The organism is Exiguobacterium aestuarii (assembly GCF_020171655.1).
Lineage (GTDB): Bacteria > Bacillota > Bacilli > Exiguobacteriales > Exiguobacteriaceae > Exiguobacterium > Exiguobacterium aestuarii_A.
This window is the reverse complement of the sequence record NZ_JAIVAC010000002.1, coordinates 183,326-195,466: the sequence shown is the minus strand read 5'-3', so window position 1 is coordinate 195,466 and position 12,141 is coordinate 183,326. Positions and strand designations below refer to the sequence as shown.

14 protein-coding genes are annotated in these 12,141 nt (G+C 47.5%); 6 read left to right on the top strand and 8 right to left on the bottom strand.

The genetic code is table 11. The features are described from left to right. Nucleotides 1-28: 28 nt before the first annotated feature. Entirely contained in the window at nucleotides 29-418 is a 390-nt protein-coding gene (locus LCM29_RS11985; protein ID WP_224863058.1) for a VOC family protein, read from the bottom strand. 80 nt (nucleotides 419-498) lie between these two features. On the opposite strand from LCM29_RS11985, the gene LCM29_RS11980 reads away from it, so the two are divergent. The 3 genes from LCM29_RS11980 to LCM29_RS11970 are packed head-to-tail and all read left to right on the top strand — an operon-like array spanning nucleotide 499 to nucleotide 3,785. Beyond that, a complete protein-coding gene (locus LCM29_RS11980; RefSeq protein ID WP_224863056.1) occupies nucleotides 499-1,617 on the top strand; it encodes a GTPase in 1,119 nt (372 codons plus the stop codon). A gap of 14 nt (nucleotides 1,618-1,631) precedes the next feature. Next, entirely contained in the window at nucleotides 1,632-2,774 is a 1,143-nt protein-coding gene (locus tag LCM29_RS11975) for a YcjF family protein (RefSeq protein WP_224863054.1), read from the top strand. 48 nt (nucleotides 2,775-2,822) lie between these two features. Next, nucleotides 2,823-3,785, top strand: a complete 963-nt coding sequence (locus LCM29_RS11970) for a 2-hydroxyacid dehydrogenase (RefSeq protein WP_224863052.1) — start codon at nucleotides 2,823-2,825, stop codon at nucleotides 3,783-3,785. Nucleotides 3,786-3,824: 39 nt separating this feature from the next. Here the strand turns inward: LCM29_RS11970 and LCM29_RS11965 are convergent, their stop codons facing one another. From LCM29_RS11965 to LCM29_RS11950, 4 genes are all read right to left on the bottom strand, one after another. Beyond that, the gene (locus LCM29_RS11965; RefSeq protein WP_224863050.1) at nucleotides 3,825-4,430 is read right to left on the bottom strand and encodes a general stress protein; all 606 of its coding nucleotides are present in this window, start codon (nucleotides 4,428-4,430) and stop codon (nucleotides 3,825-3,827) included. A 12-nt stretch (nucleotides 4,431-4,442) separates the two neighbouring features. Further along, nucleotides 4,443-4,958 (bottom strand): general stress protein, encoded by a 516-nt coding sequence (locus tag LCM29_RS11960; RefSeq protein ID WP_224863048.1) that lies wholly within the window; start codon nucleotides 4,956-4,958, stop codon nucleotides 4,443-4,445. Between the two features lie 112 nt (nucleotides 4,959-5,070). Beyond that, a complete protein-coding gene (locus tag LCM29_RS11955; RefSeq protein ID WP_224863200.1) occupies nucleotides 5,071-5,973 on the bottom strand; it encodes a hypothetical protein in 903 nt (300 codons plus the stop codon). Between the two features lie 2 nt (nucleotides 5,974-5,975). Next, a complete protein-coding gene (locus LCM29_RS11950) occupies nucleotides 5,976-6,389 on the bottom strand; it encodes a methylglyoxal synthase (RefSeq protein WP_026824646.1) in 414 nt (137 codons plus the stop codon). A 221-nt stretch (nucleotides 6,390-6,610) separates the two neighbouring features. Here LCM29_RS11950 and LCM29_RS11945 point away from each other — a divergent pair, with 221 nt between their 5' ends. Then, a complete protein-coding gene (locus LCM29_RS11945) occupies nucleotides 6,611-8,362 on the top strand; it encodes a mechanosensitive ion channel (protein ID WP_224863046.1) in 1,752 nt (583 codons plus the stop codon). A gap of 103 nt (nucleotides 8,363-8,465) precedes the next feature. Then, a complete protein-coding gene (locus LCM29_RS11940; RefSeq protein WP_224863044.1) occupies nucleotides 8,466-9,944 on the top strand; it encodes an HD-GYP domain-containing protein in 1,479 nt (492 codons plus the stop codon). 30 nt (nucleotides 9,945-9,974) lie between these two features. On the opposite strand, the gene LCM29_RS11935 is transcribed toward LCM29_RS11940, so the two are convergent. Both LCM29_RS11935 and LCM29_RS11930 read right to left on the bottom strand, forming a co-directional pair. Then, nucleotides 9,975-10,277: an AzlD domain-containing protein gene (locus tag LCM29_RS11935; protein ID WP_214785516.1), complete on the bottom strand. Its 303-nt coding sequence runs from the start codon at nucleotides 10,275-10,277 to the stop codon at nucleotides 9,975-9,977. After that, nucleotides 10,274-11,005 carry an AzlC family ABC transporter permease gene (locus tag LCM29_RS11930; RefSeq protein ID WP_214785517.1) on the bottom strand — a complete coding sequence of 244 codons (732 nt, stop codon included), beginning with the start codon at nucleotides 11,003-11,005 and terminating at the stop codon, nucleotides 10,274-10,276. Before LCM29_RS11930 ends, LCM29_RS11935 begins: the two co-directional genes overlap by 4 nt. A gap of 114 nt (nucleotides 11,006-11,119) precedes the next feature. Here LCM29_RS11930 and LCM29_RS11925 point away from each other — a divergent pair, with 114 nt between their 5' ends. Further along, nucleotides 11,120-11,821 (top strand): CBS domain-containing protein, encoded by a 702-nt coding sequence (locus LCM29_RS11925; RefSeq protein ID WP_214785518.1) that lies wholly within the window; start codon nucleotides 11,120-11,122, stop codon nucleotides 11,819-11,821. Here the strand turns inward: LCM29_RS11925 and LCM29_RS11920 are convergent. Further along, nucleotides 11,804-12,139: an antibiotic biosynthesis monooxygenase gene (locus tag LCM29_RS11920; RefSeq protein WP_214785519.1), complete on the bottom strand. Its 336-nt coding sequence runs from the start codon at nucleotides 12,137-12,139 to the stop codon at nucleotides 11,804-11,806. The two genes, LCM29_RS11925 and LCM29_RS11920, sit on opposite strands and share 18 nt — an antisense overlap. Nucleotides 12,140-12,141: the final 2 nt, after the last annotated feature.

Sequence of the window (12,141 nt, the reverse complement as noted above, 5' to 3'; positions counted from 1 at the left end):
AACTTTCAAGAAGTTCTCACGAAACCGTTCACATCGTTGCCACGAGTTCAACTTTGATGCGGTCTGGGTCTTCAAAAAACAGTGCTGTATAGTTCGAACCCCCTGCGTGAGGGAAGCGGTCAGCATACAATTCACGAAAACCGTGTGACGTGAGTTGCTGTCGGATTTCTTCTAGTTGTGCGAGCGATGAGGCATGAAACGCCAAGTGATTGAGTCCGGTCTTTTTTCGATGGTAGGACGGAGTAAGGTGGTCTTCCTCTGTCTGAACGAACACGATATATGTATCGCCGTAACGATAGCTTCGACCTTCTGGCCACGATTGGTAGAGCGTGTACGCTAGCTGGTCACAGAGAAGCCATTCCCAAGCGCGTATACTGTCATCTAGGTTGGATACGTATAGTTCGACATGGTGAAGCATGAGAATCATCCTTTCGATGGACGTTTGAAATTGCTCCATTCGGTATAATTGAACTATACAACGAATGTGGGAGGAAGCGTATGGATCGGACAGGGCTCGTCTCAAATATTTTGATTGCCGGGAAAACTGGCGTCGGAAAGAGTGCGTTCATCAATTATATATATGGACATGACGTCGCCGAATCGCGTGCCGGAAGTCCGGTCACCGCAGAAGGGCTTCATGAGTACGAGTATTACGACTTAGAACGGGGAATCTTATTTCGGTTCTTTGATACGTGGGGCCTCGAGGCAGACCGCTCTGAAGAGTGGCATCAAGCGATCCTATCCATTGTGCATCAGCGCGAAGGGGCGCTCGATATCGCAGAATGGTTTCACACCATCTATTACTTGTTGTCCGTGCAGTCAGGACGTGTTGAGGCATACGAGCTTGAGGCGATTTTAAAGCCGTTATATGAACGGGGGAGCAACGTCACCCTCATTCTGACCAACTTTAATGAAGAAGACCCGATGAGTGTGCAGAAGGCAGAAGCGATGGAACGGGTATTGTTACGTGAACTGCCAATCGATGAAGGGGACATCATTCGTATCAACAGTGTCGAGAAGAAGTTACTGACCGGGAAACGTGTCCCGGTAAGAGGCTACGAAGACGTATGGAAACGGAATCGAACGAACCTTTGGAAAGACATTGAACGAAAACTTCCCATCAATCTGACGAATCATCTTTTAGAAGAGTTGGAAGATTGGCGGATTCGAAGTATCGACTCGGCAGAAAAAATCCGTATGTTCACCCCACAGGCGATGATTAGTTGGAAAGCCCGTCACATTGAAAAGGATTTAGAGAAAACACTAGAGCATGCGGCCGTGACGACAGAAGATGCGATGGCTGAAGGGGTACGTCACTATATCCAACTCATGCAACGGTACCCATTAGTCGGTGAACAAGCAGACCACTTGTTTAGAACGAGACGAGTCGAACTCGGATTTGACTATTCATTTGGAAAAACGGTAAGGAAGATGGTTCTCGGAATGATTCCCGGAGTGCATTTCATTTACTGGGCATTCAAGCGCCGAACGGCAGAACGAGGCATCAAAAAGGCCATCGATCAGCAATACACATCTGTGAAACAAACGATTGAAGAAGAGATTCGACGTGGCTTTGAGCGCGAGATGCGTCAGCTAGGGCAAACGCTCAACTCATAAAGGGGGAAACGAGAATGGAATCGACAAAGCGGTTTGATTTTAAAGACTATGATTTGAAAGCAGAGCTCGAGCGACTTCGTGGAAATGTAAAGAAACCAAACATCCTCATCGCAGGGGCGACGGGAGCGGGGAAAAGTTCGGTCGTGAACCATGTGTTTGGTCGAGATTTGACAAAGGTGGCGGCAGGGGAGCCCGTCACTCGGGGAATTCATCAATACAAGAGTGACGATATTGCGGTCACGTTGTTTGATAGCGAAGGGTACGAGATTGGGAGTGCACGCCAACAACATTACGAGGAAGAAGTCATCGGGTTTGTGGAGAACGCAAAGCAACAAGAAGCATCCGAACGAATCCATCTCGTTTGGTACACAATCAACGCCGCGACAAAACGTGTCACGCCACTCGACAAGGCGCTCATTCGTCGTCTTCGTGAATCGACTGCTGTCGCTGTCTTATTTACACAAATCGATCAGGTCGATTTAGATGAACTGACAGCATTGCGAAATGAACTGGATGGGGTCGTATCGGAGGAATCCGTGTTTCAGGTCAGTATCGCCCCGGAAATACTGAACGATGAAACGTTACGACAAGTTGTCGATTGGGAACGATTGATTGTATGGTCGGTTGAACAGCTAGACGCTTCTTTGCAGGAAGGACTACTGATGGAGATTCAAGCAGAGAGTGAGACGATGCTCAAGTTGAAACGGAAGAAAGCCAATCGAATCATTTCAGGGTATGTGGCGAGCGCAGGAACGGCCGCTGCAGTCCCGCTTCCGTTTGCAGATGCCGTGGCCTTGACACCGATTCAAGTGACGATGAGCGTCCATCTGTTTCGCTATTGGGGCGTGAAGGCGAGTGATGATTTACTGAAGACGCTCATTGGAAGCACGATTATCCCACAAATCGGACGTACGTTATCGAAAACGATTCTATTGAATGTCATGAAGTTCTTCCCGGGAGCGAATGCGGCAGCCGGTGTCATCAATGCGACGGTTGCCTCAGGGATCACGTGGGCAATCGGACTCGCCATCAACGAAATTGCCTATCGAAATGCGATGGACTCCTCAAAAACAATCGAGCAGTTGTTGAATCAAGAGTTCGGTTCGTTGTTTGAACAGTTCTTGAAACAAACTCCGAAGTCGAATCAACCATCCTAATGACTCCCTTTTGTTAGACTACAAGTAATCGTAGAGAGGGGGAGAAAGATGAAAAAACGAATCTATATTACGCGACGCTTGCCGGAAGAAGCGGTCGCGCCGCTTCGTGAACACTATGACGTGCGTATGTGGGAGCATGAGGGGCAGAGTGTTCCTCGTGAGGTGCTTTTAGAGGAGGCGTCATCTGCGCATGCACTCTGGACGATGCTTAGTGACACGATTGACCGTGAAGTGTTTGAGCGTGCACCGCATTTAAAGGTTGTTTCCAACTTGGCCGTCGGCTATAACAACATCGACTTGAAGGCAGCGAAAGGGAAGGGTGTCATCGTGACCAATACACCGGACGTCTTGACGGAAACGACAGCTGACCTGACGTTTGGACTCATGATGATGACGGCGCGACGTCTCGGAGAGGCCGAGCGTGATTTACGTGCCGGTGAGTGGAAATCGTGGCTTCCGATGGGATATGTCGGGATGGACCTCTATCAAGCGAAACTTGGGATCATCGGAATGGGACGAATCGGTGAAGCGGTCGCACGACGGGCGCGAGGATTTGACATGGACGTCTTGTATCATAATCGGACGCGTCGTCACGAGTCGGAGTCGATGTATGGCTTCACCTATGCGGAGCTCGATGAACTGTTAACGCAATCTGATTTCGTCGTCGTTCTCGCACCACTCACGGACGAGACTCGTGGAATGCTTGGGGCAGATGAGTTTGCCAAGATGAAAGAAACAGCGATTTTCATCAACGTGGCTCGTGGAGAAATCATTGACGAACAGGCGTTGTATGAGGCGCTCAAGGCGAAAAAGATTTGGGGGGCTGGCCTCGACGTGTTCACGAAAGAACCGGTCGACTTGGATCATCCACTATTGACCCTTCCGAACGTGACGACACTACCACATATCGGGAGTGCCTCGATTCGGACACGTCTCGCGATGATGGCGTTAAACCGGGACGCTATCGTTAACGTGCTTGAAGGAAAAGAACCGAAGAATCGTTTGACATAACAAAGAGCCTGACGCGTCCGCGTCAGGCTCTATTTACAATTAAAAGCGTCGAATGTTGTCTGGGTCTTCGACATCGTTTCGATACGCACGATCATCAAGACCGCGTAGTTTTTCTTCGCGGTCAGGATTCTTCGTTTCTTCGTCTAATTTATCTTGTTCCGGGTCTACAGGGTGACTTGGATCGACCGTCTGGCCTTCATGGTAAGGTTTCGAATCGATCTCTAATCCGTCGTCTGTATGACTACCGAGATGAGTGGATGATGCGTCTTGATACGGTTTCGCGTCAACCGTCACCCCGTCTTGATGGCGACGCTCGAAGTCCTCATCCACATAGACGAGAATCTTACCGGCTTCAACATCGTCATAATGACGTTTTACTTCATCTTCGCTAAGTCCCATATTTCGTAAACCGGCATGAACATCTTCATGACCACTCAAGAAGGCGCGAACTTTATCGAACCAACTTGCATGATGTGCAGCTTCTGTATGAACATCTGTGTCCCGTCTCAAAATCGATACGTTGTCTTCATGCTTCATGACGACGTAAATGTGTGAGTCTTCGTACCCTTTTGCCCGCAACTCTTCGATTTTTCCAAGCGCTGCATCTTGTGTATCGTGCATACTGATGAATCGTTTCTCGTTCATAGTAGTTCCTCCTTATAGTCGTCGATGGTCTTCTAAACCAGAATGTCCACGAACAATCGGGTCATCCTTTGTCCCTTTTGGTTCCTCGTCATGATCATTGAACGGCTTTGCATCAAAAGCAATCCCATCTGCCTTCTCACCTTTGTCATGATCGAGTTCACTATCTTTTTTGTACATATTCGGGTAACGATCATAAGAATGACGATCGACATAGAGTAAGATTTGACCTTCGTCGATGGCATCATAGTATTGCTCTGCCTCGGCGTCGCTGAGCCCCATGTTGCGAAGTTCATCGCGGATACGGTCACTTCCATGTAGGAATGCTTTCACGCGATCGAGCAAATTTACGTCTCGAATTCCAGCCTCGGCATTTACATCCGTATGGTCACGCAATGCGGAGATTTCCCCATCTCGCTTGGCGACGACATGCATATTCTTTTCGGCTTCCCCTGCAGACCTCAACTCGTCTACTTTATGCATGACCTCCTGTTCCGTTTGAAACAGACCAATCATTTTACGTTCTGACATCGAATACCCCCTTGATTTTGGCAAACCTTCAATCAGCGTCACAATAGGAGTAATTTCCGTTCTATCCAAAATTGAAACAAAAAACGCCATCTCCTAATAGGAGTGGCGCAGATTAATAATAAAGCATGAGCGTGTCGTCTCCGAGTGAACAACGTGTACTCTTCCAGACAAACTCAATCAACGTCCAAATGGCCATGAAACCACTGATCGCTAACAAAATGAGCGCATACAGTGGAGTCAATTGAATGATGAACGACCAACCAAGTGTCATCAATAGCGGTTGAATCAAAAAGATGGACGTGACATAGACGACCACGATGAGTAAAGCGAAGGCGATCCGTCGTCCGAGCGTATGAATGTGGTGCCGAAAACGGGTCAATATACCGAAGATGGCACCCGTCACGAGAACAGGTAACAGGAAGGCCAGATAGTCGATTGGATATGTCGACATCGGTGCAGTGAACAACCGTCCGCTGAACACATCGTCGATAACGAGCAGTAAGTTGGCGTATGAAAATGCCAAAATCATACCGAGCAACCAGCCGAAACGGTTCCAAATCGTCCGTGATGATTTGAGCGCTTCGATTTTCGTATAAGCGAGGAATGCAAGATCACGAACTTCAATCTCTTTCAATGAGAGTTTGGCTTCGTCTAGTTGATTGACCGCCCAATCGAAATCTCGATTCGCTTGAGCTTTTTCATGAGGTTTTAATTCATCCGAGGCATCGATCAAGACGTGGTAGCGACGGCGATATTCTTCATTTGTTTCTGGTTGTTCGATGAGGAAACGAGCGTACTCATGCGGATCTTGGTTTAAGAGACTGTCTAACGACTGTCCACTTTTCTCCGCATGGCGGATATAGCCGGCGAGAGCCAGCAAGAGGCGATCCGCTTCCGCCTCATCTCCAATCAGTTCGATCAGGCGATGGCGTACTTCGTTAAAGAACTGTTGGACGTTCGGGTCATGAATCATATTCGGTTCCAGACAGATTCCTCTCCTTTCTTGGTTTGTCATGGTCACGCAGGTGGTTCGTCATTATGAGAAAGTTTAAGCGACTCGAAATCACCTTGTTCGATGCTTCGAATCAAAATCTCGCTTCCTCCCATATTTGTCGAAAGGGGGATGGAATACACGTCACAAAGACGCATCAATGCGCTCACGTCTGGTTCGTGAGGTTGGGCAGTCAGTGGGTCTCGGAAGAAGATGATCATATCCATCTCACCGCGTGCGACGGCAGCTCCAATTTCTTGGTCCCCTCCAAGCGGTCCTGAGCGGAAACAATGCACGGGTAAGCCGGTCGCTTCCGCAATTCGCTTACCGGTTGTACCTGTTGCGAACAATTGATGCTTTTCTAGAATATGTGCATACGTTTTAATGAGAACAATCAAATCGTCTTTCTTTTTGTCGTGAGCCACTAAAGCGATGTTCATTCGAATTCCTCCTAAAATGACTTCTCATGTTATTCGTATCATATCTCGCGGGATTTGACACGATTTCTCTCTTACTTACGTACCCATTTCTATGGAATCGTAATAGTGATGTGAAAGAGTTGTCATATGCATGATGTTTGATGATTTTGAAATATAGGTATTTAAAGAAAGAACACTGTTAAGGAAAAGCAATCATCTCTTAAAAAAAGGAGGAAGATTCGATGAACAATACAACGTATAACTTCAATTCGTTCATGTCATGGCTACCAGAGCTTTTGCTGGCAATTGTTATTCTCGTAGTCGGTTATATCTTGGCGAAAGTATTGGAAAACGTGACACGAAAAGCATTGAAGAAGGCACGACTCGATGAGCGGGCCGGTATCAAAAAAGAGGGGGAAAAAGGAGATAAGTGGACACCTGAACGCATTATTGCAAAAGTGGTGTTCTTTGGGGTGTTACTTCTCGCATTCCTGATTATCTTTGAATTCATGAATGTCCCTGCAATCACAGAGCCGTTCAGTCAGATTTATGAAGGATTCTCTGGATTGATTATCGGTGTGATTAAAGCAGGTTTGATTTTACTCGTTGCGTGGGTCATCGCTACCCTTTTGAAAAAAGGGATTCAAATGGCGGGACATCGCTTGAATTTAAGCAAGTTGATGGAAAAAACGGGACAAGAATCGACAAGTGTCAATCAAACGAAATGGGTCGATACGGTCGCGAATATTGTTTTCTATCTCGTTCTCTTATTGGCATTACCAGCTGTACTTGACGCACTTGGACTTCGTGGGGTCAGTGGACCATTCGAAGACTTGTTAAACAGTTTCCTCGGATTTATTCCGAAACTTGTCGCAGCAGCGCTCATCTTCGCAATCGGTTATATTGTCGCGAAGATTGTACGTGACATTTTGACGAAGTTCCTTGAAGCGGCAGGATTAGATCGATTGGCAGAGCGATTCCATCTTTCTGATTATGTGAAGGGATCGAGTCTTGCGAAAGCAATCGGTACAATCGTGTTCATCTTCATCATGATTCCGGTCACGATTTCGGCACTTGAAGCGCTTGATATTCGAGGTATCTCGGAACCAGCGATTGCGATGCTCAATGATGTTCTTGTCATGATTCCAGACATCCTTGTCGCAATCGTCCTCGTCCTCGTCGGTGTATTCGTGGCAAGATGGTTGAAGGGTGTCGTTGTATCACTCCTTGAAAACCTTGGCGTCAATTCATTGGCTCATAAAATGGGCTTCGGGGAACGAGCATCTTCGATGTCAATCGCCCAAGTGGTCGGTGTCATTGTACAAGTGATCGTCATCTTACTCTTCGTATCTGAAGCACTTCAGGTGGCGAATCTTGAGTTCATGGCGTCTCTCGCGACAGCGATTTTCGCTTACTTGCCAATGGTGATTGCGGCACTCATCATCTTGGCAGTTGGCTTCTGGTTAGCTAATATGGCAGAACGTTTGGTCGGAAGTGTTCTTGTCGATGGCGCAGGACAACCGAGTGCGCTTCGTTACGTAGCGAAATATGCGATTCTCGGACTCGTCTTCTTCATGGCCATCAGCCAACTCGGCATCGCGCCGATGATTGTCAATACGGCCTTCCTTCTTATTCTTGGAGCCGTTGCCCTCGCCTTCGGTCTTGCTTTCGGGCTTGGCGGTCGCGAGACGGCAGCACGCTACTTGAAAAAAGCGGAGCACCGTATTGATGAGACGGAAGTTTCAAAAGAAGGACTTGAGAAAGAAAAGGAACAGATGAGTCGCGAAGCGGAAGCTGCGAAACAACAAGCTAAACAAGGTGTTGAGCAGTCGAAGCAGGAAGCGGAACAATCGAAGAACGAAGTGAAGCGAGATGTTCATGATTCAACAGGCGATCACGTAGACGGACCAGAACCAAATCCGTTCCACGAAAACATCACTCCGGATCAAGACAATCGTTCACTAGACGACAACGATGGCCCGTTACGCCCTTAAATGATTCTTTTACGGATCTCCCATGTGGAGATCCGTTTTTTGTGTTCAACTTAGAAAGGAATCTGGTCGATAGATAAAGAAAAGAGTGACAGAGGTGAGAGGGATGTTTGAACGATTTCAACGTACACTCGTTGTGAACTATGTGATTGGCTCAGGATTAGCGGTTTTTGGTGTGGGGGGCGTCTTCATCTTTCAGACGCTTGATTTGTCAGTTCGTGAAATCGGACTACTTCTGGCCATTATGTTCGGTTCAGGAATAATCATGATTACGTCGGAACTTCTTTTGTATCGTAAACATATTCGACCAATCCGACATTTTTTTAAAGCTGAGTCTCCAACGAGCCAAGAACTGACGTCAGCGTTCGAACAAGCAAGCCGCTTTCCTACTTTAACGGTACAGCGAATTTTGGGTCCTCATTTATTTGGATTATCCATTCCGTCAATCGCTTTGACGACATTCTGTATTTATCAAGGCTGGATTGATTTACCGTATCGTTTGATTGGTCTCGCTGCCATCGGTGCCGTCATGATTGCCGTGTTACATGCGTTGATTGAGTACTTTTTGACGGTACGGTCGGTGGAACCGCTACTCGTGTATATGAAAGAAAGGCACTTCGAACTGTATCATCAGCCTATCCATGCAACGTATCGGTCATTCAGTGTCCGAACTAAATTATTGATCAGCATGCTCATTACGGGTGTCTTTCCTATCATGCTGTTTATGTTGGCATCGAGCGTTCAATTGTCGACCTCGACTCGGACGGATACATATTGGAATTGGGCGTTCGTGATTCTTGTCATTATCGTTGGGATTGCAGTGTTATGTAGTTTCTTACTCTATGACAATATCAAACGTCCGATTGGGCTTTTGACGTCAGGCATCGAGCAGATGGAATCTGGGAGACTTCAGAAAATCGAAAACCCCTATTTAGATGAGTTCGCCCAATTGATTGGTGGGTTCAACCAAATGGTCGAGACTGTGAACGCTCGGGAGCAAGAGAATGCGCAACTGTTGGACAGTCTCTTCATTTTATTCGCGGCAACCCTCGATGCACGTGACCCTTATACGGCCGGTCATTCAGAACGTGTGGCGATGTACTCGGTAGAGCTTGCCCGTGCGCTTCATTTGCCAAAGGAACAAATCGATTTACTCAATAAGTCTGCACTTCTTCACGACATCGGGAAAATCGGGATTCGTGATGATGTCTTGCTGAAGGAAGGAAAATTGACAGACGAAGAGTTTTCAAAAATTCAGGAACATCCGACGATTGGCATTCATATATTGAGTCAAATTCATTTACCGGCATCCCTTCAACCGATTTTGGCCGGGGTTCGGTCGCATCATGAACGAATCGACGGCAAAGGGTATCCGGACCGCTTAAGTGAGGTCGATATTCCATTGTTCGGAAGAATCATGGCGATTGCCGATGCTTATGACGCCATGACGTCTGATCGGCCTTATCGCTCTGGGATGCCGATGGAAAAGGCACTCTCTATTTTAGAGAGCGGTCGTGGCACGCAATGGGACAGCGAATTTGTAGACGTATTCGTAAGGCTTCGTCGACAAGCGATATCTGCATAAAAAGGAGCGGCACCTCGTGTGCGGCTCCTTTTAGAATAGAGTTTGGAATGCGTACACACCGAATACGGCTCCGATAACGACAACGACGAGATTGACGCGGAGTAGCGCAAGCATCGTAGCAACCACTCCTCCGAACAAAGCGGACGTCGTAGTGGTCGTCGAAGACAAGACTCCCGGAAAAATCAAACTAGCCAATACCGCATACGGGATGAAGGAAAGAAATCGTTTCATATATGCCGGTAACGCCAATTCCTTTAACCAGAGTAGCGGGACGAGGCGAGGAAGATACGTGACGAGCGCCAACCCTAGGACGAGCAAAAATAAGGACATCATGAGACCTCACCCTCCTTAAATAGAAAAGCACCGATTCCGGCTGCGACGACAGTCGCGATGATGATCCGAATTCCATCTGAAATCGGAAAGAACGGCGTGATCATCCAATGAAGCACCGCTTGCATGACGATGGCGAAACTCGCAACAACGAAGACAGGGCGATTCGTCAAGGACGGGACGAGTAACCCGATGAACATCGCATATAGCGCAATGCCCATGCTCGCTTGTAACGTGCCGGGAAGACCGAAAGCGAGAAAGACACCAATCCAAGTACCGATGTTCCAAGCGAGAAAGGCAATCGTGTTCAATCCGAGAACGAACAGACCAGAACGTGCTTCTTTTCGGGTGGATGCGATACTGAATGTTTCATCGGTGACACCGAACGCAATGGCTGCTAAAAGCTTGCGAGACGTTGTATCGATTCGTTGCGACAACGAGGCGGACATTAAAAAATGACGAGAGTTTAGAATGAACGTCGTCAGAATGATTTCCCAATACATCGAACCGGTCATCAGCAATTGCACGGTGATAAACTGACTCGCTCCTGCAAAGATAAAAAACGACATGGACAACGTGATCACGTTTGGCAGATCAAACGATTTTGCCAAAAGACCGAAGGCGATGGCAATCGGGATATATCCAATGGCGACGGGAATACCTGCTCGCAGTCCCGCGCGAAATGTCGACTGTTGTGAAGATGGGGATGTGGATTGAACTGAAGTCGCCATGACAGCCCTCCTTGATGATCAAGATGATTTCTATGTCATTCGGGATGAATGGACGGTTTCCTGCTGAAACGATGAAAAAGAGGGTATACATGTATCGTTAAGGAGGGTGGTCACATGAGTCGTGCTGAAGAATTTTTGGCATCCTACCATCGAATCGAGGACTACTTGAGTCGAGAGATGGGAGATGGCCAGCATTTCAGTTTTAGCAATATGGTGAATCGGTTAGCGAAACAAAATCCAATCATCGATCGGTATAAAGAAGATTTACATCAAATGAGTCAACTGCGAAATGCCATCGTTCATGAGCGTCGTGAACCTGATTTCATTATCGCGGAACCCCACGAGTCGCTCGTTGAATTGATTTTAGAGGTGGAGCGTGAACTGCTTCATCCACGTCTCGTCATCCCATTGTTTGCGAAATCAGTTGTGACGTTTCAGTCCGAAGATTTTTTGACAGAGGTGCTCCGAGAGATTCGCGATAAAAACTACTCGCAGTTTCCTGTGTATCACGACAACGGCTCTTGGCGTGGTCTTCTGACGAAAAAAGGAGTGACCAGTTGGTTGGCCGAGACGATCGACGGAACCAACTTATCACTCAAAGGAGTTCGCGTGAAGCATGTTCTCCATCATGATCCGCATATGCATCGGTATCGATTTATTCGAAAAGATGCGACAGTCATCGAAGCACAACACTGCTTCACGCAAATGAAAGAGGGCGCACGATACGACGCCCTCCTGATTACGGAGACCGGTAGCCCAGATGAAACGCTACTTGGAATCATCCGTCCTCAAGATTTATTAAACGCGCTCCGTTGAGGCGAGGTGTTCAATCGCGACCTCATATTGGGTCACGGTGTTGCCGAGGACGATCGGTTTTACTTCCGACGTCCCGTCATCTCGTTTCTTATGGGCGTGCTTGTAGGCATTGCTGTCGCGCCAATTTTCAAAGCTTGCCGCATCCCGCCATGTGGTCATGATGACCACATGGTCCATTGCTGCATCGGACGTATCCGTCAACACTTGCATCCGGACAAAGCCATCCATCGCTTCGATTCCTTTTGTCGTCTCGAAACGCGATTTGACCGCATCGACTTTTCCTTTTTCAACGTCTAGTTTATTCATAACAATCCACATCC